19 protein-coding genes and 1 pseudogene are annotated in these 24442 nt (G+C 71.6%); 7 read left to right on the top strand and 13 right to left on the bottom strand.

What is annotated here, in order from left to right:
• Positions 1–42 precede the first annotated feature (42 nt).
• Positions 43–1836, bottom strand: a complete 1794-nt coding sequence (locus PYR72_RS42760; protein ID WP_275460282.1) for a sulfatase-like hydrolase/transferase — start codon at positions 1834–1836, stop codon at positions 43–45.
• A gap of 380 nt (positions 1837–2216) precedes the next feature.
• On the opposite strand from PYR72_RS42760, the gene rho reads away from it, so the two are divergent.
• Both rho and PYR72_RS42750 read left to right on the top strand, forming a co-directional pair.
• A complete protein-coding gene (rho, locus tag PYR72_RS42755) occupies positions 2217–3359 on the top strand; it encodes a transcription termination factor Rho (RefSeq protein WP_275460281.1) in 1143 nt (380 codons plus the stop codon).
• Positions 3360–3439: 80 nt separating this feature from the next.
• A complete protein-coding gene (locus PYR72_RS42750; protein ID WP_275460280.1) occupies positions 3440–4642 on the top strand; it encodes a serine hydrolase in 1203 nt (400 codons plus the stop codon).
• Between the two features lie 227 nt (positions 4643–4869).
• On the opposite strand, the pseudogene PYR72_RS42745 reads toward PYR72_RS42750, so the two are convergent.
• The 10 genes and pseudogenes from PYR72_RS42745 to crcB (PYR72_RS42700) form a co-directional block, all read right to left on the bottom strand.
• A pseudogene (locus PYR72_RS42745) lies at positions 4870–5772 on the bottom strand (glycosyltransferase 87 family protein); the annotation flags it as partial.
• On the bottom strand, positions 5769–7157 hold the full coding sequence (gene mptB, locus PYR72_RS42740; RefSeq protein ID WP_275460673.1) for a polyprenol phosphomannose-dependent alpha 1,6 mannosyltransferase MptB: 1389 nt from the start codon (positions 7155–7157) through the stop codon (positions 5769–5771). The pseudogene PYR72_RS42745 and the gene mptB, both read right to left, overlap by 4 nt.
• Positions 7158–7268: 111 nt before the next feature.
• Entirely contained in the window at positions 7269–8189 is a 921-nt protein-coding gene (locus PYR72_RS42735; protein WP_275460279.1) for a glutaminase, read from the bottom strand.
• Positions 8189–9604: an aspartate ammonia-lyase gene (gene aspA / locus PYR72_RS42730; RefSeq protein WP_275460278.1), complete on the bottom strand. Its 1416-nt coding sequence runs from the start codon at positions 9602–9604 to the stop codon at positions 8189–8191. The genes PYR72_RS42735 and aspA overlap by 1 nt, the downstream gene beginning before the upstream one ends.
• Positions 9605–9857: 253 nt before the next feature.
• Positions 9858–10901, bottom strand: coding sequence for an asparaginase (locus PYR72_RS42725; protein WP_275460672.1), 1044 nt, complete (start codon positions 10899–10901; stop codon positions 9858–9860).
• Positions 10902–10912: 11 nt separating this feature from the next.
• Positions 10913–12361, bottom strand: a complete 1449-nt coding sequence (locus tag PYR72_RS42720; RefSeq protein ID WP_275460277.1) for an amino acid permease — start codon at positions 12359–12361, stop codon at positions 10913–10915.
• The gene (locus PYR72_RS42715; RefSeq protein WP_275460276.1) at positions 12358–13089 is read right to left on the bottom strand and encodes a FadR/GntR family transcriptional regulator; all 732 of its coding nucleotides are present in this window, start codon (positions 13087–13089) and stop codon (positions 12358–12360) included. The genes PYR72_RS42720 and PYR72_RS42715 overlap by 4 nt, the downstream gene beginning before the upstream one ends.
• Before the next feature lie 65 nt (positions 13090–13154).
• Positions 13155–13988: an undecaprenyl-diphosphate phosphatase gene (locus PYR72_RS42710; RefSeq protein WP_275460275.1), complete on the bottom strand. Its 834-nt coding sequence runs from the start codon at positions 13986–13988 to the stop codon at positions 13155–13157.
• A gap of 127 nt (positions 13989–14115) precedes the next feature.
• Positions 14116–14490, bottom strand: coding sequence for a fluoride efflux transporter CrcB (gene crcB / locus PYR72_RS42705; RefSeq protein WP_275460274.1), 375 nt, complete (start codon positions 14488–14490; stop codon positions 14116–14118).
• On the bottom strand, positions 14487–15014 hold the full coding sequence (gene crcB, locus PYR72_RS42700; protein ID WP_275460273.1) for a fluoride efflux transporter CrcB: 528 nt from the start codon (positions 15012–15014) through the stop codon (positions 14487–14489). Before crcB (PYR72_RS42700) ends, crcB (PYR72_RS42705) begins: the two co-directional genes overlap by 4 nt.
• A gap of 360 nt (positions 15015–15374) precedes the next feature.
• Between crcB (PYR72_RS42700) and PYR72_RS42695 the strand changes: the two genes are divergently transcribed.
• Positions 15375–16208, top strand: coding sequence for a hypothetical protein (locus PYR72_RS42695; RefSeq protein ID WP_275460272.1), 834 nt, complete (start codon positions 15375–15377; stop codon positions 16206–16208).
• 54 nt (positions 16209–16262) lie between these two features.
• On the opposite strand, the gene PYR72_RS42690 is transcribed toward PYR72_RS42695, so the two are convergent.
• Together PYR72_RS42690 and PYR72_RS42685 are read right to left on the bottom strand one after the other, a co-directional pair.
• Complete coding sequence (locus PYR72_RS42690) at positions 16263–17831, bottom strand: arabinogalactan endo-1,4-beta-galactosidase (RefSeq protein ID WP_275460271.1); 1569 nt, start codon at positions 17829–17831, stop codon at positions 16263–16265.
• 156 nt (positions 17832–17987) lie between these two features.
• Positions 17988–20009, bottom strand: a complete 2022-nt coding sequence (locus PYR72_RS42685) for a beta-galactosidase (protein WP_275460270.1) — start codon at positions 20007–20009, stop codon at positions 17988–17990.
• Between the two features lie 185 nt (positions 20010–20194).
• Here PYR72_RS42685 and PYR72_RS42680 point away from each other — a divergent pair, with 185 nt between their 5' ends.
• Genes PYR72_RS42680 through PYR72_RS42665 form a run of 4 tightly spaced genes read left to right on the top strand, consistent with a single transcriptional unit; the run spans position 20195 to position 24418 of the window.
• Positions 20195–21517: an extracellular solute-binding protein gene (locus PYR72_RS42680; RefSeq protein WP_275460269.1), complete on the top strand. Its 1323-nt coding sequence runs from the start codon at positions 20195–20197 to the stop codon at positions 21515–21517.
• The gene (locus PYR72_RS42675; RefSeq protein ID WP_275460268.1) at positions 21514–22488 is read left to right on the top strand and encodes a sugar ABC transporter permease; all 975 of its coding nucleotides are present in this window, start codon (positions 21514–21516) and stop codon (positions 22486–22488) included. Before PYR72_RS42680 ends, PYR72_RS42675 begins: the two co-directional genes overlap by 4 nt.
• Positions 22485–23390 (top strand): carbohydrate ABC transporter permease, encoded by a 906-nt coding sequence (locus tag PYR72_RS42670; RefSeq protein WP_275460267.1) that lies wholly within the window; start codon positions 22485–22487, stop codon positions 23388–23390. Before PYR72_RS42675 ends, PYR72_RS42670 begins: the two co-directional genes overlap by 4 nt.
• Positions 23387–24418: a LacI family DNA-binding transcriptional regulator gene (locus tag PYR72_RS42665; RefSeq protein ID WP_059084919.1), complete on the top strand. Its 1032-nt coding sequence runs from the start codon at positions 23387–23389 to the stop codon at positions 24416–24418. The genes PYR72_RS42670 and PYR72_RS42665 overlap by 4 nt, the downstream gene beginning before the upstream one ends.
• Positions 24419–24442 lie beyond the last annotated feature (24 nt).

The following is a 24442-nucleotide window of genomic DNA, read 5'->3' as shown; positions in this document are numbered from 1 at the left end:
CCCGGTCCCCCGTTCCGGCCAGCCGCTCACGCACACGGACGGCTACGGCACGGGTGTGCCGGCCGCCTTCGGCTCCTCGCCGTACGCGGTGAGGAACCGGTCGCGGAAGGAGTCCATGCGCCAGACCGGGGCGTCGGCACCGGGCCGCAGGCCGTCGGACCAGCCCCAGTCGTCGATCCGGTCGAGCACCTTGGGGTCGTGGGCGACGACGGTGACCGGTACGTCGTGGCTCGCGCCGTCGCCGCTGACCCTCGCCATGGGCTGGTGGTCGCCCAGGAAGACCAGCACCGAGTTCTTGTCGCCGTACCTCTTCAGGTACTGCAGGAGGCTGTGCAGCGAGTACTGGACGGACCTGCCGTACTCCTCCTTCACCTTGACGGGGTCGGTGAACACGTCCGCCGGGTCCTTGCCCGCCTTCTCGACGGCCTGGTAGACCGAGCCGTCGCCCACCTCGTCCCAGCCGATCATCTTGGGCAGCGGTGCCCACGGCTGGTGGCTGGAGGTCAGGATGATCTCCGCCATCAGCGGCTTGTCACGCTTCTTGGCGGCCTCCAGGCGTTCGAACGCGGTGAGCGTGTACTGGTCGGGCATGGTCGACCAGCTGAACTTCGGCCCCTGGTAGCCGACATCGCGGGAGTCGTAGACCTTGTCGAAGCCGTAGAAGTCGCCTTCCGGCCAGTTGTAGCGGACGCCGGGCACGACCCCGACCGTGCGCCAGGCGCCGGTCCTGCCGAAGGCTCCGGGCAGGGTGAGGCGGTCGCCGGCGGTGACCGTGCGGTAGCGGCTCTGGTTGTCGATCCACAGGCCGGTGAGGAACGTGGAGTGGCCGAGCCAGCTGCTGCCGCCGTACGTCGCGGAGGTCAGCCATCCGCTCTTCGCCGCGAACCCGGCCTCGGCCAGTGCCTTGCCCTCCTCGTCGAGGGCTCCGTTCACTCCGGGGGCGATGGCGGGGTCCTGCAGGGCGGCGCGCCCGTAGCTCTCGATGAAGGCGATCGTGACGTCCTTGCCGCGCAGCCCGGTCAGCAGCCGGTCGGCGGGCACCTCGGCGAACCGGTCCTTCTTGGCCTCCTCGGCGAAGGCGGCCTCGTCCCGCAGTGTCTCCTGGACCCGTCCCCAGCGGTCCTGCACGAAACCGATGGTGCTCCTGGAGGCGACCGCGGTGTTGTCGAGGGGTGTCAGGCCGAGCGCCGCGCAGGTGATCCAGACGGTGCCGGCGACGACGATGCCCTTCGTCGCCCGTTCCCGGTCGCGGACGAGCAGCCCCGTGAGCCGCAGCACGGCCAGCGCCATGACGGCGAACAGCAGGAGCACCAGCACCACCAGGCCGAGCACGGCCGCCCGCGCGCCCGCGCCGCCGAGGGTGTCCCGCACGTAGGACTCGGCGTCGTCGAGCAGGCCCCAGTCGAGGACCACGTTGAAGCCGCGGCCGAGGAACTGGTTGAAGCCGATGTCCAGCGCCTTCACGACCACCAGGGCGGCCAGACCCACCCCGATGACGACCGCCCCCGCCAGCCGCGGCCGGCGCGGCAGCACCAGCAGCAGGGCGGCGGCGAGGATCGGCTCCACGGGGATCCGCAGGAACTGCCGCGCCTCGAAGTACTCGGCCTTGCCCGGCATGAACAGCGCGAAGAACACCAGGGCGGCGGCCAGCGCGGTGACCGTCCAGGACAACGCGCGTGCCGCGCGCGGGTACTTCTCCCGGAACGCGGCGCGGTACCTCCGCAGCAGATGGGTTGTCGGGGCGGCCGTCGGCGGCACACCCGTCCCGTCCGTGTCGTCGGCGCCGTCCGTGTCGTCCGTGTCGGGTGAGGGGCTGGAGCGCGTGAAGAGGGACACGCGGCGTTCCTTCCGTACGAAGACCGCTGGCGGTGCCCCCATCTGTACGAGGTCCCCGGGAGATCGGTTCACCGGCCACGGGTAAGCCGTCGGTAAGGAACTCCCCCACCGTCGGCCACCGATGGTGGTACTGTGGTTCCGGCACGTGTGTATCGCCCCCTCCGGGGCGCCGGTGCCACTCTCCCCGGATCCCGGGATCTCTTCCGCTGAACCGCCCGTCGTCCTCCGACCGGCCGTCAGCCTCCCCGCACCACCCGTGACACACGGTCCGTCTCCCACGAGCGGTCCCGAACGGCTCCGCCGTCCCCCCGGGTGTGCGCCCCTCCCCCCCTTCTCTCCTCTCTTCCACGTTCTTCCCGTCCTCGAAAGGACCCCCACTCATGACCACCACCACACTCGAACGCACGTCCACCGATCGGCAGCCTCCCGCCCGGGTCACCGGTGTCCTGGAGACCGCGCAGGGCGGGCAGGGACACCTGCGCGTCCACGGCTGCCTGCCCGACCCCGCCGACCCGCAGGTCCCCGCCGCACTGATCCGCCGGTACGGGCTGCGCAAGGGCGACACCGTCGAGGGCGTCCGCGACCGCGGGCGCGCCCTCACCGGGGTCGAACGGATCAACGGCCGTACGCCCCAGGAACTGGGCCGCCGCCCGCACTTCCACGACCTCACCCCGCTGCACCCGCGCGAGCGGCTGCGGCTCGAACACCCGGCGAGCGGCCTGACGGGCCGTCTGTTGGACCTCGTGTCCCCCGTGGGCAAGGGGCAACGGGGACTGATCGTCGCCCCGCCGAAGACCGGCAAGACGGTGCTGCTCCAGCAGGTCGCCGCCGCGATCGCCGCCAATCACCCGGAGGCCCGCCTGATGGTGGTGCTCCTCGACGAACGGCCCGAGGAGGTGACCGACATGCGGCGCTCGGTACGGGGCGAGGTGTACGCGTCGACGTTCGACGGGTCCCCCAGGCAGCACATCGCGCTCGCCGAACTCGTCGTGGAGCGCGCCAAGCGGCTCGTCGAACAGGGCGAGGACGTCGTGATCCTGCTGGACTCCCTGACGCGGCTGTGCCGGGCCCACAACAACGCGGCCGCCGCCGGTGGGCGCACGCTCAGCGGCGGAGTCGACGCCGCCGCCCTGCACGGACCCAAACGGCTGTTCGGCGCCGCCCGGCTGACCGAGGAGGCCGGATCCCTCACCGTCCTCGCCACCGCCCTGGTGGAGACCGGAACCCGCGCCGACGACTTCTTCTTCGAGGAGCTCAAGAGCACCGGCAACATGGAACTGCGCCTCGACCGCGCACTGGCCGACCGCCGTGTGTTCCCCGCCGTCGACATCACCCCCTCCGGCACCCGACGGGAGGAACTTCTGCTGACACCGGCCGAGTTGACGGCCGTACGCGGACTGCGGCGGGCCCTGCGGTCGCGCGAGGGGCAGGGGAACCTCGAAACCCTGCTGGAGCGCCTGCGGGCCACCCCGGACAACGCGGCCTTCCTGCGGCAGGTGCAGCCCACGCTGCCGGCGGCATGACCTACGGCATCCGGGTGCTCGATCCGGGCGCACGGCCCTGGCATCCCGGACCGCGACCCGCCTCTTCCTACGTTTGCGGTATGACCATCGGATTCTCATCCCGAGTCCCCCGTCTCGCCCGCATCGCCGTCTGCTGCTCCGTCGTCTGCGCGCTCGGGGCCCTGGCCACCGTGACGCACCCGGAAGGGTCCCCACCCCCCGCCGGGGCGGACCGGCCGGACGCCAAGACCGGGCAGGAGCCGTCGCCGCTGTTCCGGCAGGGGACCCAGGTACGGCCACGGGCCGGGGCTCCCCGGGTGCCGCAGGACATCTCGGCAGTGTCCTGGCTGGTGGCGGACGCCGGCAGCGGCGCGGTGCTGGCCGCGCACGACGCACACCGCAGACTGCCGCCGGCGAGCACCCTGAAGACCCTGTTCGCCCTGACCGTGCTGCCGGGGCTGCCGGCGGGTCTGAGACACACCGTCAAGAGCGAGGAACTCGCGGGCATCGGCGCCGGCAGCAGCCTGGTCGGCGTCAAGGAGAACAACACGTACACCGTCGCCGATCTGTGGCGCGGGGTCTTCCTCAGCTCCGGCAACGACGCCGTACGGGTGCTCGCCTCCCTCAACGGCGGCTGGAAGGCCACCACCGAGCAGATGCAGGCGAAGGCCCGCGCGCTGGGCGCCCGGGACACCCATGTCGTCTCGCCCGACGGCTACGACGCGCCCGGCCAGGTGTCCTCCGCGTACGACCTGGCGGTGTTCGGGCGTGCCGGGCTGCGCAACGCGGAGTTCGCCGGGTACTGCGCCACGGCCACCGCGACGTTCCCGGCGGGCGGCTGGTCGTACGGCATCCAGAACACCAACCGGCTGCTGACCGGCGCCGGGGTCGAGCGCTATCCCGGGCTGATCGGCGTCAAGAACGGCTACACGACCAACGCGGGCAACACCCTCGTCGCCGCCGCGAAGCGGGGCGGCCGCACCCTCGTGGTGACGGTGATGCGCCCCGAGTCGGGCGGTGGCCACGCTGTCTACGAGGAGACGCGCTCCCTCCTCGACTGGGGGTTCCGGGCCGCCGGGCACGTCGACCCCGTGGGCTCGCTGCTGCCACCACGTCCGGCGGCCGCTCCTCAGGCCGGTCCCGAACCGCTGTCGGCGCGCGCGGAGAAGGAGGCCGTCACCTCGCCCGCCCTGCCGGTGGCGGGCGTGATCGCGGGTGCCGCGGGCTGCGGTGCGGCGGCCGTGGCACTGGTGCTGCGGCTCGGACTGCGGCTCAGGCGCGGCCGGGCCGCCGACGGCGGCTGACCGACCGGCAGCCGCAGCAGGAGTCCGAGCGTGATCCACACATAGGTGTTGGCACCGAGGAACCCGCCGGGGCCGGAGGCGTCGTCGAACCAGAGCCATACGACACTGCTGCACAGCACGGCGTACAACGCCGCCGTGAGCGGCAGCAGCCGACGGTGTCGCAGCAGGACGGCGAAGGACGGCAGCAGCCAGACCAGATGGTGCACCCAGGTGACCGGGCTGACCAGACACGCGGTCAGCCCCGTCAGGGCGAACGCGGCCGTCCAGTCCTCGGCGCGCACCGCCGCGCGGGCCCGCCACGCCCACACGCACAGCACCACCAGCACGAGCAGCACCCACACGGCCCGGCTCGGCTCGTGCGGGGCCGCCAGCCGGGCCACGACTCCCTGCAGCGACTGGTTGGAGACGTAGTCCAGGCGGCCGACGCGGCCGGTGTCCCACAGGGCCTCGGTCCAGTAGAAGCGCGAGGCGGCCGGGGCGATCCAGGCCGCCGCCGCGGTGGCGGCCGCGGCGACGGCGGTCGCGAGCCCGGCGGCCCGCCACCGCCGGGCGAGCAGCAACAGCACGATGAAGATCGCGGGTGTCAGTTTGACCGCCGCCGCCAGACCGATGCCGACACCCGCCCGGCGGCCCCGGCCGGTGGCCAGCAGCCGGGCGTCGGCGAGCACCAGGGCCAGCAGCAGGAGGTTCACCTGACCAAAGCTGAAGGTGTCCCGCAGCGGCTCGAACAGGGCGAGCGCGCACAGGGCGAGCGAGGTGCCGAACCAGCCGTGGCGGCGCAGCAGCGGGCCGGCCAGCAGGTACAGGACGGCCGCGAGCGCCGCCAGGTTCAGTGCCAGGCACACCGCGATCGCGGTGCGCAGCCCGGTCAGCGCCATCGGCAGCATGGCGACGGCCGCGAACGGCGGATAGGTGAACCCGTACGTCGTGCCCGGCACCAGATAGTCGTACAGCCCGCCGTCGTGGACCCAGAAGTCGATCGCTCCGTGGTAGACCCGCAGGTCGAACCAGTCGCGCAGCAGCGGGACGGTCGCGGTGAACACGGTGACGGCAGCGGCCGACACAAGGACCAGGAGAGCACGGGCGCGGTCGGTGCGCGGCGCGTACCGCCGCGGTCGCGGCGCGCTCATGCCGTACGCCCCAGGAGCGGCGCGCGGGAGGCCAGTTCGGCCTGCCACAGCACGACCAGCGCGAGCACTCCGCCGCACACCGCCAGCACCAGCTGCTCGGCGTCCGGGGGGTACCCGCTCGGCAGGACGACCAGCGCCAGCACCGCGCTGACGGCCGCGGCCCGGCGCTGCACACGGGCGTCGCGGGCGGCCGCGGCGATGAGGAACAGCCCCCACAGGGCGTACCAGGGGCGGACCGCGGGGCCCAGCGCGGCCACGGCGGCCAGGCTGAGGCCGAGCGCGTACACCGGACCGGGCCTCAGCCGGAGCCAGACGAACAGCACGACGGCGAGGGTCAGCAGGAGCCCCGCCGCGCGCCAGGCCGGGAGGGCGAGCGGGGCCAGGTCGCTGCCGAGGCCGTGCAGCACGGTGCCGGTGGCGCGGCCGAGGACGCTGGTGGGCGACCAGTTCCGTGCGGAGACCGGGGTGCGCAGGGCGGCGATCCAGCCGTACCCGGTGCCGGTCAGGGTGGTGACGGCCGCCGTGGTGGCCGCCGCGACGGCCAGCGTGGCCGCGGTCGTCCGGAGCCGTCCGGTACGGCCGCGCATCACGACCACCGCCAGCAGGCCGAGCGCGGCCGGTGCCTTCACCAGAGCGGCGAGGGTGACGAGGGCGACGCCGATGAGGTACCAGCGGCCTCCGGCGACCACCAGGCCGACGCCGAGCAGGCCCAGCATCAGCGCGTCGTTGTGGGCCCCTGCCACCAGGTGCAGCAGCACCAGCGGGTTGAGGGCGCCGAGCCAGAGGGCGACGGCCGGGTCGGCTCCGCTGTGCCGGGCGAGCCGGGGCAGCGCCACGGCCATCAGGACGACCCCGAGCAGCGCGATCAGCCGCATCCCGATGAGCCCCGCCGGTATCCGGCCCTCGGTCAGACCGGACAGCCCGGAGGCCGCGGCGAGGAAGACCGGGCCGTACGGGGTGGCCGTGTGCCGCCACATCGGGGCGACCTCGTCGGCGAGCGGGCCGCCGAGCCGGGCGGGTCCGTGCAGAGAGACGTCCAGGTGCGCGTCGACCATGGCGCCCTGCGCGAGGTAGCTGTAGACGTCCCGGCTGAACAGCGGCGGCGCGAGCAGCAGGGGTGCCGCCCAGACGGCCAGCACCAGGAGCAGGGCGCGGGGCGTCGGGGGCTCCGGGCCGCGTGTCACCTTCCCGAGCAGGGCCCAGGCGGCCATCAGTAGGACGACGCCGAAGTAGACACCGACCAGCCCCAGGGCGCCGCGCCCCGAGGTCGGCGACAGGAGCTCCCGGACCGGCAGGGCACCGGCGGTCTCACCTCCCAGGGCGAGAAAGGCGGATCCGGCCAGGCCGAGCGCCTGGCAGCGGCGTAGGTCGACGGGGAAAGCGATGGCCACCACTCGGTCAGCCTGGCAACGCCGAGTGGCGGGCAGGCGACGTATCGCCCTCCGGGCGGGTACCGGGACGTGACCAGGAGCGATCCGGTCGGCCCGGCGCGGCGGTCAGAAGACCGACAGTCCCGTCAGGGTGGTGAACCGGTCCAGCGCCGCCACTCCCGCCACCGAGTTGCCCCGCTCGTCCAGTCCCGGACTCCACACGCACAGCCCGCAGCGTCCCGGTACGACGGCGATGATGCCGCCGCCCACACCGCTCTTGCCGGGCAGGCCGACGCGGTAGGCGAACTCGCCCGCCGCGTCGTACGTCCCGCAGGTGAGCATGACCGCGTTGACCTGTTTCGCCTGGCTGCGGGTCAGCAGGCGGGTGCCGTCGGCCCGGACGCCGTGGCGGGCCAGGAAGGTGGTCGCGAGGGCCAGGTCGGCGCAGGAGGCGGTGAGGGAGCACTGCCGGAAGTACTGGTCGAGGAGGGCCGGTACGGGGTTGTCGATGTTGCCGTACGAGGCCATGAAGTGGGCGAGGGCCGCGTTGCGGTCCCCGTGGGCGGTCTCGGAGGCGGCGATGTCCGCGTCGAAGTCCAGGTCCGGGTTGCCGCTCTCCGACCGTAGGAAGGCGAGCAGTTCGCCGGCCGCGTCGCCGGTCCGGGTGTGGAGGCGGTCGGTGACGACGAGGGCACCCGCGTTGATGAACGGGTTGCGCGGGATGCCGCTCTCGTACTCCAGCTGGACCAGGGAGTTGAAGGGGTTGCCGGAGGGCTCCCGGCCCACGTGCTCCCAGAGGGTGTCCCCCTCGCGTGCCAGGTCGAGGGCGAGGGTGAACACCTTGGTGATGGACTGCGTGGAGAACGGCTCGCGCCAGTCGCCCACGCCGTACACCGTGCCGTCCGGTTCCGCGACGGCCATGCCGAAGCGGCGCGGGTCGACGGCCGCGAGCGCCGGGATGTAGTCGGCGGGCCGGCCGCGGCCCGGGGTCCGCTCGATCTCCTCGGCGATGCGTTCCAGCACCGCCCGGTAGGTGGGCGATCCCATCAGCCGAGGGGTCCGCCGCTGCCCGCGAGCACCTCGGGCCGCAGCAGTTCCCGGAGCCGGTCGGCGGGCAGCAGGCCCTTCTCCTGAACGAGTTCGGCGACGCCCCGGCCGGTGGCGAGGGCTTCCCTGGCGATGTCGGTGGCCGCCGAGTAGCCGATGTGCGGGTTGAGGGCGGTGACCAGGCCGATGGAGTTCTCCACGCTCGCGCGCAGCGCCTCGGTGTTGGCGGTGATGCCGTCCACGCACCGCTCGGCGAGCGTCAGGCAGGCGGCGCGCAGGTGGGTGAGGGACTCCGAGAGGGAGTGCAGGATGATCGGTTCGAAGGCGTTGAGCTGCAGCTGACCGGCCTCGGCGGCCATCGTGATGGTGACGTCGTTGCCGATCACCTCGAAGGCGACCTGGTTGACGACCTCGGGGATCACGGGGTTGACCTTGCCCGGCATGATCGACGAACCGGCCTGCACCGGCGGCAGGTTGATCTCGTTCAGCCCCGCGCGCGGCCCGGACGACAGCAGCCGCAGGTCGTTGCAGGTCTTCGACAGCTTCACCGCCACCCGCTTGAGCACCCCCGACATCTGCACGAACGCACCACAGTCCTGCGTCGCCTCCACCAGATTGGCCGCGGTGACCAGCGGCAACCCGGTGATCTCCGCGAGATGCCGGCGCGCCGACTCGGCGTACCCGGCGGGTGCGTTGAGGCCCGTGCCGATGGCCGTGGCACCCAGGTTGATCTCGTGGACCAGTTCCACGGCCTCGGCGAGACGGCTGCGGTCCTCGTCCAGCATCACCGCGTACGACGAGAACTCCTGGCCGAGCGTCATGGGGACCGCGTCCTGCAACTGGGTGCGGCCCATCTTGAGCACGTCGCGGAACTCGACCGCCTTGCGGGCGAAGGAGTCCTGGAGCACCGCCATCGCGCGGAGCAGCTCGCGCACGGCGTAGACGGTCGCGATCTTCACGGCGGTCGGGTAGACGTCGTTCGTCGACTGGCCGAGGTTGACGTCCTCGTTGGGGTGCAGATGGCCGTACTCGCCCTTGGCGTGGCCCAGCAGCTCCAGCGCCCGGTTGGCGACGACCTCGTTGGCGTTCATGTTGGTGGAGGTGCCGGCGCCGCCCTGGATGACGTCCACGACGAACTGGTCGTGCAGCTTGCCGTCACGGATCTCCCGGCATGCCTCGACGATCGCGGCGGCCTTCTCGGGCGCGAGCAGACCGAGTTCCTCGTTGGCGAGGGCGGCGGCCTCCTTCACGGCGGCCAGGGCGTCGATGAGGTGCGGGTAGGCGGAGATGGGGGTGCCGGTGACGGGGAAGTTCTCCGTGGCGCGCAGGGTGTGCACGCCCCAGTACGCGTCGGCGGGGACGTCACGGTCGCCGAGGAGATCGTGTTCGCTGCGGGTGGCTGTGGCGGCGGTCATGGCGGGGGCCTTCTTTCGTGCGGTGCGGTGCGGTGCGGGTGGGTCGGTGGTCGGGGTGGGGTGGGGTGGGTGCGTCGTCGGGTGCGGGTGAGTGGGGGCTGGTCGCGCAGTTCCCCGCGCCCCTGAAAAAGCGGGGGCTGCGCCCCCGGCTTTTTCGGGCCGAAGAGCAGAGGGCGCAGCCCCTGCTCTTCAGGGGCGCGGGGAACTGCGCGAGAAGTTCCACCGGGCCGCCAGTCGGCAGCGCAGCCGCCTCTCAGGGAAGACGCGGCATCGGATCCAGCGCCCGCACCACGCCGACCCGCCCGACCTCCCGCCCGCCTCCGAGCAGCGCCTCGCCCGAGAACGCGGCGAGAGCCTCGGGGTCGACCCCGGCCCGCACGAGCGCGGCCGCCGTCACCGGCACCCGCGCCCGGTTCGCGCCGTCGGCGATCTTCACGGCGACGGCCCGGCCGTCCGGGAGGGCGGCGACCTGGACGCCCTCGAAGCCGTCCTTGGTGAGCAGTCCGGGCACGGCCCGCATCAGCTCGGCCACGTCGCGCCCGGCGCCGGACGCCATTTCGGCGTGGTCGCGCATGGCGTCGGCGACCGTGCGCTCGGGGGTGCCCTCGGCGGCGGTGGTGATCCGGGCGAGGGCGCGGGCCAGGCCGTGCAGGGAGACGGAGAAGAGCGGAGCACCACAGCCGTCGACGGTCACCCGGGCGACGGCCTGCCCGGTGAGGTCCTCGACGATCTCCGCGACGGCCTGCTGCAAGGGGTGGGCCGGGTCGAGGTAGTCGTCGAACGACCAGCCGTTGAGCCGGCAGGTGTAGAGCATGGCCGCGTGCTTGCCGGAGCAGTTCTGCGCGAGACGGGAGGGCTGCCTCCCCTCGCGTATCCACTGGTCCCGGACCGTCGGGTCGTACGGCATGTCGGGGACGTTGCGCAGGTCGTCCTCGCTCGCCCCGGCCAGCTGAAGGATCTGCCGGGCTCCGGCGAGGTGGCGTTCCTCGCCGGAGTGGCTGGCCGCGGTCAGGGACAGCAGTGCGCCGTCCAGCGGCAGTCCGGCGCGCAGCATCGCCACGGCCTGGACCGGCTTGAGCGCCGACCGGGGGTAGAACGCCGCCTCGATGTCACCGAGTTGGAGTTCCACCTCCCCGTCGGCACCCAGCACCACGACGGAGCCGTAGTGGATGCCCTCGATGACACCTCCGCGTACGAGGTGGGCGACGGGGGCGTGGAGCGGTTCCCGGATCGCGGGGGCCGCGGCCACCGGCGGCGCAGGGATCGCCGCGGCGCCGGTGGTCGTGGGGTCGTACATCACTGCCTGCTTCACTTCTTCACTTCGGCCGACTGCTGGGCGACCCGGCGACGCACGCCGAACCATCCCGCGATCAGCGCCAACACGATGAGGGGGAGGCACAGCACGGTCGTGCGGCCCGCGCCGCCGTCCGCGTACATCAGGACGAGGACCGACGCCAGGAAGAACAGGGTCACCAGTTCGGTCCAGGGGGAGCCGGGCAGCCGGTAGCTCGGCCGGGTCAGCTCGCCCTTCTCGGTCTTCTGCCAGAACACCAGGTGACAGATCATGATCATGCCCCAGGTGCAGATGATGCCGATCGCGGCGAAGTTGAGCACGATCTCGAACGCGTCGGCCGGGACCACGAAGTTCAGTCCGACACCGAGCACACAGATACCGCTGGTGAGCAGGATGCCGCCGTAGGGCACCTGGTTGTGGCTCATCACGCCGGTGAACTTCGGGGCGGAGCCCGCCATCGCCATCGAGCGCAGGATGCGGCCGGTGGAGTACAGGCCCGAGTTGAGCGAGGACATGGCCGCAGTCATCACGACCAGGTTCATGATGCCGCCGGCCGCGGGGACGCCGATGTTGGAGAGCACGGTGACGAAGGGGCTCTCGCCGGCCTTGTACGAGGACCAGGGCAGCAGCATCGCAAGGAGCAGCACGGAGCCGACGTAGAAGAGGCCGACGCGCCACATGATCGAGTTGATCGCCTTCGGCATGATCTTCTCGGGGTTCTCGGTCTCGCCCGCGGCGACGCCGACGAGTTCGACGGAGGCGTAGGCGAAGACGACGCCCTGGATGATCAGCAGCATGGGCAGCAGGCCGTTGGGGAAGATGCCGCCGTTGTCGGTGATCAGGGACGGGCCGGGGCTGTGGCCGTCGACGGGCTGCTGGGTGACGAGGAGGAAGATGCCGATCACCATGAACACGACGAGCGCGCTGACCTTGATGATCGCGAACCAGAACTCCAGTTCGCCGAACATCTTCACCGAGATCAGGTTCACGGTGAGGACGACCGCGAGGGCGATGAGCGCGATCACCCACTGCGGGACGTCGGAGAACATGCCCCAGTAGTGGGTGTAGAGGGCTACCGCGGTGATGTCGGCGATACCGGTGGTGGCCCAGTTCAGGAAGTACATCCAGCCGGCCGTGTACGCGCCCTTCTCGCCGAGGAACTCCCGGGCGTAGGACACGAAGGCGCCGGACGAGGGCCGGTACAGGACCAGTTCGCCGAGGGCGCGGACGACGAGGAAGGCGAAGACTCCGCAGACCGCGTAGGCGATGAAGAGGGACGGGCCGGCGTCGGCGAGCCGGCCGCCGGCGCCGAGGAAGAGGCCGGTACCGATCGCCCCGCCGATGGCGATCATGTTGACGTGGCGGGCCTTCAGGGACTTGCTGTAGCCGGCGTCTCCGGCGTCGACGTGGGCCGGGGACGTCCTGGTCTGTTCGACGTCTTTGTCGAGGGACTGCTCGCTCACGCCGCTGGTCCGCCTTCCGTGGAACTCTCCGTGCGCGGGGAACGCACGATGTCGGTGAGGGTGGTCTCGACGCGGTCGAGGTGGTGGGACATGGCCTCCACCGCGTCGTGTTCGGAACCGTCGATCAGCGCTTCGACGATGGCGCGGTGCTCGCGGTTGGACTGCTCGCGCCGGCCGCCCAGCTCGTTGAGGAAGGCCGACTGGCGGGCCAGCGCGTCCCGGATCTCCTCGATGACCCGGCGGAACACCGGGTTCTGGGCGGCCTCGGCCACGGCCAGGTGGAAGAGGGAGTCCATCGCGACCCAGGCGGTGGTGTCGGTCTCCCGCTCCATCCGCTCCAGCAGATGGGCCAGATGGTCCAGGTTCTCCGGGGTGCGGCGCACCGCCGCGTACCCGGCGACCGGGATCTCCACGTGGCGGCGCACCTCCAGCAGGTCGCTGGCCGTGAAGTCGCCGAAGGTGGGGTCCTCGACGGCGTTCGCGATCACGAAGGTGCCCTTGCCGGTGCGGGACTGGGTCAGTCCCATCACCTGCAGCGCGCGGAGCGCCTCGCGGAGCACCGGACGGCTCACTTCGAGCTGTCGGCACAGCTCCGCCTCCGAGGGGAGCTTGTCCCCGATGGCGTACTTGCCGCGCTCGATGGCGTCGCGGAGGTGGGTGAGCACCGCTTCCATGGCGCTGACGCGCCGGGGTGCCGAGCCACCTGTCTGGCTGTCTGACAGGTTCACGGGGGTGATCCTGCGGGTGACGGGAGGGGGCTGTCAAGAGGTCAGGGATTCGATCTTCGAGCTGGTCAGCTCAGTCCGCCCGCGCCGAGCAGGCCGAGGAGGAGCACCCCGACGACGATGCGGTAGGCGACGAACACGTTGAAGGAATGCCGGGTCACGAACTTCAGCAGCCAGGCGACGGAGGCGTACGCGACCGCGAACGAGACGGCGGTTCCGGCGATCAGCGGGGCCGCGCCCACCCCCGCGCCGAGGGCGTCCTTCAACTCGTAGAGCCCGGCGCCGGTCAGGGCCGGTATGCCGAGGAAGAACGAGAGCCGGGTGGCCGCGAGCCGGTCGAGGTCGAGCAGCAGCGCGGTGGACATGGTGGCGCCGGAGCGGGAGAAACCCGGGAAGAGCAAAGCGAGGATCTGCGAACCGCCGACGAGCATCGCGTCCCGGAACCGGGTGTCCTCCTCCGCGCGCCGGCGCCGGCCCACCTGCTCCGCGACCCACATCACACCGCTGCCGGCGATCAGCGAACCGGCCACCACCCACAGCGAGGCGAGCGGCCCCTCGATGAGCGACCGGGCGGCGAGTCCCACGAGGACGATCGGGACCGTCGCGGCGATCACCCACCACGCGAACCGGTAGTCACGGTCCTGCCGCCCCTCCGCGTGGAGGATGCCCCGGAACCAGGCGGAACAGATCCGCGCGATGTCCTTGCGGAAGTAGACGAGCACCGCGGCGATCGCGCCGACCTGGATCACCGCCGAGAACCCGACGACGGCCTTGTCGTCGACCTGGATCCCCATGAGCCCTTCGGTGATCTTCAGATGCCCGGTGGAGGACACCGGGAGGAACTCCGTGACGCCCTCCACCGCTCCGAGGACGACGGCCTGACCGACGCTGATGGTGCTCATGGGGTCCAGTTCTGCTCGGCGAGGGCATGCCTGACGGGCACATGGCTGAGGTGTGACCGGCCACGGCTCACGGTCACCGTGATCGCGCCGGGGAGGCAGTCGTACTACAGCCGGGTAAGGGCCGCGCTCAGAGCCAGAGGGCCCGGGCCACCGTCAGCCCCACGAAGACGGCGCCCAGGCCCGCCGCCACGCTCGCGACCGCGTTGGCGACGGCGAGCGGACGGGCGCCGTCCTGGGCCAGCCGCAGGGTCTCGTACGAGAAGGTCGAGTACGTGGTGAGCGCCCCGCACAGTCCGGTGCCGAGCAGAAGCTGCAGGTGGGAGCCGGCGGCTCCGGCCGCGACGGCGCCGGTGAGGGTGCCGAGGACCAGGGACCCGGTGACGTTGACGGCGAACGTCCCCCAGGGGAAGCCGGTGGCGTGCCGTGCCTGGACGGCGCGGTCGGTGAGGTAGCGCAGGGGCGCGCCGATCATGCCTCCGACGATGACGAGCACCCAGTTCACGACGACCTCTTACCTTTCTCGCGCAGGGGGACGGCCGGCAGCACGCGCCGCGCCGTCGCCGCCGCGAGCCAGACCGCCGTGAGGGCGGCGAGGAGGGTCGCGGCGAGGTAGGCGAGGGCGGTGCCGGGCCGGCCCTCCTCCATCAGGCGCTGGATGTCGACGGCGTACGTGGAGAAGGTGGTGAAGCCGCCGAGGACTCCGGTGCCGAAGAAGGGCCGGACCAGCCGGTGGACGGGCCGTCCCTCCGTGATCACGACCATGAGGAGGCCGATCACGAAGCAGCCGGCGACGTTCACCCAGAACGTGGTCCAGGGGAAGCCGGCCGCCACCGTGGGCCACAGGAGGGAGGCCCCGTAGCGTGCCGCGGCGCCGATGCCGCCGCCGGCCGCCACGACCGCGACCACGGGCGCCTGTCCGTGCCAGCGGGCGGGCCGGGGCGGATCGGCCACGGGGGCGTCGGGGGACAGCGCGGGCACGGTGGCGCCCGGCACAGGGGTTTCGGGTTCGGGGTGGGGGGCCGGCATGGCTGTGCGTCTCTCCTACTCGCCGGGACCCGGCGTCCGCCGGGCGCGCTCCGTCGCAAGCAGGGACCGTTGTCGGCACCGGTGCCGCGGTTCGGGTACGGCGGGCCCCACCGCCGCGCCGCGAGGAACCGCGGCCGTTCGCCAGCGTAACGCGGCCGTGCACCGCCGCGCACCCGGCCGGTGCCGGGGCACACCCCGGGGCACGACGTTCCTGCCGGGCCGTGCCGTCACGCGGCCTTCGGCGGAAGTTCGCACAGCGCGACGGTCGGCCCGCCGCCCGCGCCGGTCCGTCCTGGCAGGCGGTCGGGCCGCACCCACGGCCTCGGGTTAGGTTGGCCGTCACCGACCAGGGAGACCGCCGTGCCCGCCCGCCCCCGCCTGCTGTACGTCACCGACCTCGCCTATCCGGCCCGCGGGCGGCGCTACGGCGACGAGGACGTCTTCCTCACCTCCCGGCTGCGCGCGGATTTCGACCTCGCCCTGTGCCATCCGCTGGACGCCGCCGCCCTGCTGGACGGCTTCGACGCGGCCGTGGTCCGCAACAGCGGTCCGGTGCTGCACCACCGGGAGGCGTACGACGCGTTCCGCACGCGGGCGCGGGCGCTGGGCACCCCCGTCTACAACCCGCTGACCGGGCGGGCCGACATGGCCGGCAAGCAGTACCTGGTGGACCTGACGGAGGCCGGGTACCCGGTCATCCCCACCGTCGACAGGGCCGAGGACCTGGGACGGCTGCCCGCGGCCGACGCCTACGCGGTGAAGCCGAGGGCCGGCGCCGACTCCATCGGCCTGCGCTTCGTGACCGGTGCCGAACTGGCGGACCTGACCTGGGGCGACGACCTGGTCCAGCCCCGCGTCGGCTTCCGTCACGAGGTGTCCTTCTACTACGTCGACGACGCCTTCCAGTACGCCCTGTACGCGCCGGACCCCGCCCGGCGCTGGGTCCTGGAGCCCTGTGCGGCCTCGGCGGCCGACCTCGCCTTCGCCCGGCGGTTCATCGACTGGAACACCCTCGGCCACGGCATCCAGCGGGTGGACGCCTGCCGCACCCGGGACGGCGACCTGCTCCTGGTGGAGCTGGAGGACCTCAACCCGTATCTCTCCCTGGACCGGGTGCCGGAGCCGGTCCAGGACGCCTTCGTGACCGCCCTGACCGGCTCGCTGCACGACTTCCTGCGGACGGCGGGCGGCTGAACGCCCGAAGGGCCGCACGCCGGGACGTACGGCCCTGAACTCAGCGGCGGTGTCCTACCGGTGGCCGAACCAGGCCATCGCCGGGAGCGCCCGGTCGTCGTACCCGAACAGGGCCTGGTTCTCCCAGCCGTTGCCGGAGGCCGCGTCCGTCGGGTCCCATCCGTTGCCCGCGACGGCGGTCCACGTCGACTCCCAGTAGAAGATGCCGAGGCCACGGCCGTTCGGGACGGCCTCGACGATGCTGGCGACGTCCTTCATCCAGCGGGTCTGGCCGGCGGTCGTGGCCGGGTAGCCGGCGACCAGCTCGCTCGGCACGTCGATGATGTTCTCGTGCGCGTCCTTGCTGTCCAGCCGGAACGGGTAGGCGGTCTCGGCCAGGTACACCGGCTTGCCGTACCGGGAGGCGGCGTCGTCCAGCGTGGTCTGGAAGTCCGCCAGCGTGCCGTGCCAGTAGCCGTAGTACGACAGCCCGATGACGTCGAACCTGACGCCGTTGGACACGGCGTTGTCGAACCACCAGCGGGTGCCCGACAGGTCGCCGCCCTTGGCGAGGTGGAGCGCCACGCGGGTGCCGGAGCTGACCGCCTTGACCGCGTCGTAGCCGGAGTTGAGCAGTCCGGCGAGCTGCGGCCAGTTGGCGGTGGATCCGGCGGACCACAGCATGCCGCCGTTGATCTCGTTGCCGACCTGGACCATGTCGGCGGTGGTGCCTTGGGCCTTGAGGGCGTTGAGGACGTCGTAGGTGTGCTGGTAGACGTCCGTCTTCAGTTGGCTGTAGCCGTGCCCGGTCCACGCGGACGGCACGGTCTGGGCGCCGGGGTCGGCCCAGGTGTCCGAGTAGTGGAAGTCGACCAGCAGCTTCATGCCCTGCGCCTTGACGCGCTTGGCGGCGGCGAGCACGCGCGCCTTGTTGTTGTAGCCGTCGGCCGGGTTCACCCAGACCTTGACGCGGGCGTAGTTCTGACCGGCGCTCTTCAGGATGGCGAGCGCGTCACCGGTGGTGCCGGAGGCGTTCTTGTAGACGCCGCCCTTGGCCTCGCTCTTGAGGAAGGAGGACACGTCCGAGCCCTTGACGGCCAGGCCGGTCGAACCGGGGGTGAAGGTCAGGTCGTCGACGTTGAGCCAGGTGCCCGCGGCCGCGTCGGAGGTGACGCTGATGGTGCACTGGTTGTTCGTCACCGCGATCGAGGTGACGATCCGGATCCAGCCGCTCGCGGAGACCGGGATGTCGGTGCGCTGTTCGGCGCTGCCGCAGTTCTTCAGCGCGAGGTACGCGGAGTTCTGGCCGCCGCCGGAACGCACCCAGGCGGTGAGCTTGTAGGTGCCGTTGGTCAGGCCGGACAGGTACTGGTAGGTCTCCACCTTGTAGGCCGAGGCCGACCAGTGGCTGAGGCGGTAACCGCCGCCGTGGCCACCGGACTCGGTGAAGGAGGCGGAGTTCTGTCCGGCCGCCGAGTACGTCGACCAGCCGGCCGGCGTCGCGGTTCCGGTGCCGTCGGACTCGAAGCCCCCGTTGGTGAGGGTGGCGGCCGCGGCTGCCGGGCCGGCGGGCAGGGTGGTCAGTGCCAGACCTGCGAACAGCGGTATGAGCAGGGCCCTGAGGGCGCGTCTCGCGTGGAACATCGTCGTCCCTTCGACGAAGGTGGGGACCTGGTTGCGCGGTGCTGTGACGGCGCCGCGCCCGAACGCCGTGGGCGCGGCGCCGCCGGTACCGGCCGGAAGTCCCCAGAGATCCGGCCGGTGTTCGGGGGGTGGCGGATGCCGGTGCGTACGCGGTGATCAGACGTCGAGGCGTACGACCCGGACGCCGCCTGCGGGGACGACGAGATGGCCCGCCGCGCGTTCGCCGGTGAGGAGTTCGGTGCCGTCGGTGTCGAGCGGCACCTTCGCGTCGGCCGCGGTGTGGTTGATCGCGAACAGGAAGGCGCCCGACTCGCCCGCGCGGCGCACCACTTCGACGTCGCGCGGCAGGTCGCCGCGGGGCGCGAGGCCCGCGTCGTCGGCGGCCCAGCCGAGCAGCGCGTCCAGACCGTGCGCGTCGAGGCGGGTCGACACGTACCAGGCGGAGCCCTCGCCGAGCCGGTGCCGGGTGACGGCGGGCAGGCCGGCGGTGAGGCCGTCGGCGTACGTCCACACCGGGTCGGCGCCGCGCGGCACCACGAACTCCGTCCACACGTCGCCGGTCAGCTCGGAGCCGTCGGGGCCGGTGAGCCGTACGCTCTCCCCGGCCTGCAGCGGCGAGAACTCCTCGACGGTCAGGCCGAGCACGTCCCGCAGGGCGCCGGGGTAGGGACCGTCGTGGACGGCGTCGTGCTCGTCGACGATTCCCGAGAAGCAGGAGACGACGAGGGTGCCGCCGTTCTCGACGTACTCCTTGAGGTTGTTCCCGGCCGCTTCGGTCGTCAGGTACAGCGCGGGGACGACGACCAGGGGGTAGGCCGACAGATCGGCCTCCGGGTGGGCGAAGTCGACCGTGAGGTGACGGTCGTAGAGGGCCGCGTAGAAGGCGTCGGCGCGCTCGCGGGCGTCGTGGTCCTCGCTGGGGCGCCAGGCGAGGTTCTGCGCCCACCAGGAGTGCCAGTCCCACAGGACGGCCACGTCGGCGACGGTCCGGCTGCCGCGGACCTGGCTCAGCGAGTCCAGGGACGCGCCCAGTTCGACGACCTCGCGCCACACGCGCGATGCGGTGCCGGCCTGCGGGAGCATCGCCGAGTGGAACTTCTCGGCGCCGCGCCGGGACTGCCGCCACTGGAAGAACATGGCGCCGTCGGAGCCGCGCGCCACATGGGCGAGCGAGTTGCGGGCCATCTGTCCGGGGGCCTTGGCGGGGTTGCGGGCCTGCCAGTTGACGCCCGAGGTGGAGTGTTCCAGGAGCAGCCAGGGGGCGCCCGCGCCGACCGAGCGCGTGAGGTCGGCGGCCATCGCGAGGTTGACGTGGGTGCGGCGGCCGTCGGTGATCAGGTAGTGGTCGTTGGTGACGAGGTCGACCTCGCGGCCCCAGGCCCAGTAGTCCATGGAGTCGCACTGGCTGAGCGCGGTCATGAAGTTGGTGGTGACGGGGATGCCGGGGGCGAGGCGGTGCAGGATGTCCCGCTCGGCGACGAAGTTCTCGCGGACGGTCTCGTCGGCGAACCGCTTGTAGTCGAGTGCCTGCCCCGGGTTGCCGACGGTGGGGGTGGTGCGCGGCGGATTGATCTGCGCGAGGTCGGTGTAGTGCTGGCCCCAGAAGGCCGTGCCCCAGGCTTCGTTGACCGCCTCGACGTCGCCGTACACACGCTCCAGCCAGCGGCGGAAGTGCGCGGCGCAGGAGTCGCAGTAACAGGCGGAGACGGGGACGCCGTACTCGTTGTGCACGTGCCACAGGGCGAGCGCCGGGTGGTCGGCGTAGCGCTCGGCCAGCTTGGTGGTGATGGTCGCGGCGGCGGCGCGGTAGTCGGCGTTGCTGTGGCAGATGGCGCCCCGGGAGCCGAACTCGTAGCGGGTGCCGTCGGCCGTCACGGGCAGCGCCTCGGGGTGCTCGCGGTAGAACCAGACGGGCGGGACGACGGTGGGGGTGCCGAGGTCGACGCGGATGCCGTTCTCGTGGAGCAGGTCGAGCAGCCGGTCGAGCCAGCCGAAGTCGTAGACGCCGCGCGAGGTCTCCAGCAGGGCCCAGGAGAAGATCCCGACGCTCACCATCGTGACGCCGGCCTCGCGCATCAGCCGGACGTCCTCCTGCCAGACGGTTTCCGGCCACTGCTCGGGGTTGTAGTCGCCACCGAAGGCGAGCCTGGTGAGGCCCGTGGGGGTGGTCTCCGGCATGGATCTCTCCCGTTGAGTTGATCATTTGGGAACGTGCACACACAGATTCGGCGATGCGAGCCCAACATAACCGCACAGCAACAACCATTGACAAGTGTCCGGGATGTTTCTCTACTGTGAACGCTCACAGAAGCATGGCACGGTCCTCGCAGCAGACGAGGGCCCAGGTCAGGGGAGAACGATCCATGTCCGACATCACGAAGCACGGGCGCTTTGTGGCCACCGCCGTCGCCGTCGCGCTCGGCGCCACCACCCTCGCCGCCTGCGGCGGGTCCGGCGACGACGGCGAGGCCCAGGCGGGTCCCGCCGAGCTGACGTACTGGACCTGGACGCCGGGCATGGACAAGGTCGTCGACCTGTGGAACAAGGGTCCCGGCAAGAAGCAGCAGATCACCGTCACGGTGAAGAAGCAGGCCTCCGGCGACACCCTGGTCACCAAGATCCTCACCGCGCACAAGGCGGGCAAGGGCCCCGACCTGGTGCAGGCCGAGTACCAGGCGCTGCCGACGCTGGTCAGCAACGACGCGGTCGCCGACATAGCCGAGGAGTCCGGCGCGGCGAAGGGCAAGTTCGCCGACGGCGTCTGGCAGCAGACCACACTGGGCTCGGACGCCGTGTACGCGATCCCGCAGGACATCGGGCCGATGATGTTCTACTACCGCGAGGACCTCTTCAAGAAGTACGGCCTCGAAGTGCCCACGACCTGGGACGAGTTCGCCGAGACCGCGCGGAAGCTGAAGAAGGAGGACGAGGACGTCGACCTCACCACCTTCTCGGCGAACGACTCCGGCCTCTTCGCCGGCCTCGCCCAGCAGGCGGGCGCCAAGTGGTGGACCACCGAGGGCCAGAAGTGGAAGGTCGGCATCGACGACGCGGCGACAAAGCGGGTCGCCGACTTCTGGGGCGGCCTCGTGAAGGAGGGCGCCATCGACAACCAGCCGATGTACACCCCGGCCTGGAACAAGGCCCTCAACACCGGCAAGCAGATCGCCTGGGTCAGCGCCGTGTGGGCGCCGGGCACCCTGACCACCGCCGCGCCCGACACGAAGGGCAAGTGGAAGGTGGCGCCGCTGCCGCAGTGGTCGTCGTCCGAGAACACCACCGGCAGCTGGGGCGGCTCCTCGACGGCCGTCACCACGGACTCGAAGAACAAGGGTGCCGCCGCGAAGTTCGCCACCTGGCTGAACACGGACCCCGACGCGCTGACCGCGCTGGCGAAGGAGGGCGGCATCTACCCGGCCGCCACCACCGCCCAGACCAGTGACGCGTTCGCCCAGCCGCCGGCCTTCTTCGACAACCAGACCGACTTCTACACCGTCGCCTCCGGGATCGCGAAGACGACCGCGCCCTCCGCGTGGGGCCCGAACGTGAACGTCGCGTACACCACCTTCAAGGACGCGTTCGGCGCCGCCGCGAAGAACAGGTCGGACTTCGGGGCCGCCCTGAAGACGATGCAGGACGACACGGTCGCCGACATGAAGAAGCAGGGCTTCGAGGTCGCTCCGTGACGACCGCACGCCGCAGGCCGTACGGGGTCAAGGGGGCCCCGTACGCCCACCCGTCACCCACCACCACCCTCAAACGAGCGCGAAGCGCCCCCTACTTTTTCCTCCTCCCCGCGACGATCCTGTTCGCCCTGTTCTTCGCGCTCCCCATCGGCTACGCGCTCTGGCTCAGCCTGCACAAGGTGCAGGTCAAGGGGCTGGGTCTCGGCTCGGGCGCGCGCAGCGAGGTGTGGGCGGGCATCGAGAACTACACGGACGCGCTGACCGACTCCGAGCTGCTGGACGGCGCGCTGCGCGTCCTCGGCTACGGGGCGATCGTGGTCCCGGTCATGCTCGGTCTGGCCCTGGTCCTCGCCCTGATGCTGGACAGCGACAAGGTCCGCCTCGCCCCCTTCACCCGGCTGGCGATCTTCCTGCCGTACGCCGTCCCGGGCGTGGTGGCCGCCCTGCTCTGGGGCTTCCTCTACCTCCCGGACGTCAGCCCCTTCTACTTCGTGCTGGAGAGACTGGGACTCCCCCAGCCGGACCTGCTGGACGGCGGCGGGCTGTACGCGGCGCTGTCGAACATCGCGATCTGGGGCGGCACCGGCTTCAACATGATCGTCATCTACACCTCGCTCCAGGCGATCCCCGTCGAGGTGTACGAGGCGGCCAGGCTCGACGGTGCCACCCCGCTGCAGATCGCCCTGCGGATCAAGATCCCGATGGTGGCGCCCTCGCTGGTGCTGACCTTCTTCTTCTCGATCATCGCCACGCTTCAGGTGTTCAGCGAGCCCACCACCCTCAAGCCGCTCACCAACTCCGTGTCCACGACGTGGAGTCCGCTGATGAAGGTGCACCGGGACGCGTTCGGCGAGGGTGACATCTACGCGGCCGCGGCCGGTGCGGTGATCATCGCCGTGGCCACCCTGGTCCTCTCCTTCGGGTTCCTGAGGGCCGCGAACTCCCGTAGCAAGCAGGAGGCAGCACGATGAGTTCTCTTGCCGTCCGCAAGGCCGCCCCGGCGGCCGGCACGACCCCCGGCGCCGCCCGGAGGCCACCGCTGCGCCGCCGGATCGCGCTCGTCCCGACGCTCACCCTGCTGCTGGGTGCCGTCTACTGTCTGCTGCCCGTCGCCTGGGTGCTGATCGCGGCCACCAAGTCGGGCAGCGAACTGTTCTCCACGTTCACCTTCCTGCCGGGTACCGGCTTCAGCGGCAACCTGTCCGACCTGAACGCCTACCGCGACGGCATCTACTGGCAGTGGATGGGCAACTCCGCCCTCTACGCCGGTGCCGGCGCCCTGCTGTCGACGGCCGTCTCCGCGATCAGCGGGTACGCGCTGGCGATCTACCGCTTCCGGGGCCGCGAGGCCGTCTTCAACGTCCTGATGGCGGGCGTGCTGATGCCGCCGGTGATCCTGGCGATCCCGCAGTACCTGCTGATGGCGAAGGCGGACCTGGCGGACAGCTACTGGTCGGTGCTGCTGCCGCTGGTCCTCTCCCCGTACGGCGTGTACCTGTCCCGGATCTACGCCGCCGCGGCCGTCCCCTCCGACGTGGTCGAGGCGGGCCGGATGGACGGGGCGGGCGAGTGGCGGATCTTCACCCGGGTCGCGCTGCCGATGATGGTGCCGGGCCTGGTGACGGTCTTCCTGTTCCAGTTCGTGGCGGTCTGGAACAACTTCCTGCTGCCGTACATCATGCTCAGCGACGACGAGAAGTTCCCGATCACGCTGGGCCTGTTCACCCTCCTCGAACAGGGCGCGAACACCCCGGCGCTCTACACCCTGGTGATCACGGGCGCCCTGCTCGCGGTGATCCCGCTGATCGCGCTCTTCCTGGTCGTCCAGCGCTTCTGGAGCCTCGATCTGCTCTCGGGAGCCGTAAAGTCATGACCATGAGCAACACCGGGGGCAGGCGCAGGGCTCCGACCATTCACGATGTGGCGCGCGAGGCGGGAGTCTCCCGGGGGACGGTCTCGCGTGTGCTCAACGGTGGTCACTACGTCAGCCCGGCAGCGGCCGAGGCGGTCAACGCCGCCATCCGGAAGACGGGTTATGTCGTGAACCGGCACGCCCGCTCGCTGATCACGGGCCGCTCCGACTCGATCGGCTTCCTGCTGACGGAACCGCAGGAGAAGCTGTTCGAGGACCCCAACTTCAACGTGCTGCTGCGCGGTTGCACGCAGGCGCTGGCCGCGCACGACATCCCGCTGCTGCTGATGGTGGCCGGCACGGAGGACGAGCGGCGCCGGATCACGCGCTACATCACCGCCGGCCACGTCGACGGGGTGCTGCTGGTGTCCAGCCACTCCGGCAACCCGGTCGCCCGGGAACTGCGCGAGGCGGGCATCCCCCTGGTCCAGTGCGGCAAGCCGATGGCGCCCGGCTCCAAGGTGAGCTACGTGGCCGCCGACGACCGGGACGGCGCCCGGGACATGGTGCGCCACCTGCTGTCGCTGGGCCGCCGCCGCGTCGGTGTCGTGACCGGGCCGCTGGACACCCCCGGCGGTGTCGACCGTCTCGCCGGCTACAAGGAGGTCCTCGGGGAGGCCGGCATCGGGATCGACGAGCGGCTCATCGTCTCCGGTGACTACAGCCGGGCCAGCGGCGAGGCGGGCACCGACCGGCTGCTGGAGCGGGCCCCCGACATGGACGCCGTGTTCGTGGCCTCCGACCTGATGGCGCAGGGCGCCCTGGCGGCGCTGCGCCGGGCGGGCCGCCGGGTCCCCGAGGACGTGGCCGTGGGCGGTTTCGACGACTCGGCGGCCGCGACGGAGGCGGTCCCGGCCCTCACCACCATCCGCCAGCCCTACGACCGCATCAGCAACGAGATGGTGCGGGTGCTGCTGGCCCAGATCGGCGGCGAGGACCCGGCGGCGGTGATCCTCCCGACGGAACTGGTGCGGCGGGAGTCGACGTAGGACGCCGCTGCGGCCCGGGGAGCG

It is taken from the genome of Streptomyces sp. VNUA24, from assembly GCF_029167005.1.
Lineage (GTDB): Bacteria > Actinomycetota > Actinomycetes > Streptomycetales > Streptomycetaceae > Streptomyces > Streptomyces scabiei.
Note: the sequence above shows the minus strand (reverse complement) of the source record. Positions and strands in the feature narration are given on the sequence as shown.

Coding starts and splice junctions, on each gene's coding strand:
- rho (WP_275460281.1), top strand. CDS start 2,217: ATGACCACCACCACACTCGAACGCACGTCCACCGATCGGCAGCCTCCC.
- PYR72_RS42750 (WP_275460280.1), top strand. CDS start 3,440: ATGACCATCGGATTCTCATCCCGAGTCCCCCGTCTCGCCCGCATCGCC.
- PYR72_RS42735 (WP_275460279.1), bottom strand. CDS start 8,189: ATGGGATCGCCCACCTACCGGGCGGTGCTGGAACGCATCGCCGAGGAG.
- aspA (WP_275460278.1), bottom strand. CDS start 9,604: ATGACCGCCGCCACAGCCACCCGCAGCGAACACGATCTCCTCGGCGAC.
- PYR72_RS42725 (WP_275460672.1), bottom strand. CDS start 10,901: ATGTACGACCCCACGACCACCGGCGCCGCGGCGATCCCTGCGCCGCCG.
- PYR72_RS42710 (WP_275460275.1), bottom strand. CDS start 13,988: ATGAGCACCATCAGCGTCGGTCAGGCCGTCGTCCTCGGAGCGGTGGAG.
- crcB (WP_275460273.1), bottom strand. CDS start 15,014: ATGCCGGCCCCCCACCCCGAACCCGAAACCCCTGTGCCGGGCGCCACC.
- PYR72_RS42690 (WP_275460271.1), bottom strand. CDS start 17,831: ATGTTCCACGCGAGACGCGCCCTCAGGGCCCTGCTCATACCGCTGTTC.
- PYR72_RS42685 (WP_275460270.1), bottom strand. CDS start 20,009: ATGCCGGAGACCACCCCCACGGGCCTCACCAGGCTCGCCTTCGGTGGC.
- PYR72_RS42680 (WP_275460269.1), top strand. CDS start 20,195: ATGTCCGACATCACGAAGCACGGGCGCTTTGTGGCCACCGCCGTCGCC.
- PYR72_RS42670 (WP_275460267.1), top strand. CDS start 22,485: ATGAGTTCTCTTGCCGTCCGCAAGGCCGCCCCGGCGGCCGGCACGACC.
- PYR72_RS42665 (WP_059084919.1), top strand. CDS start 23,387: ATGACCATGAGCAACACCGGGGGCAGGCGCAGGGCTCCGACCATTCAC.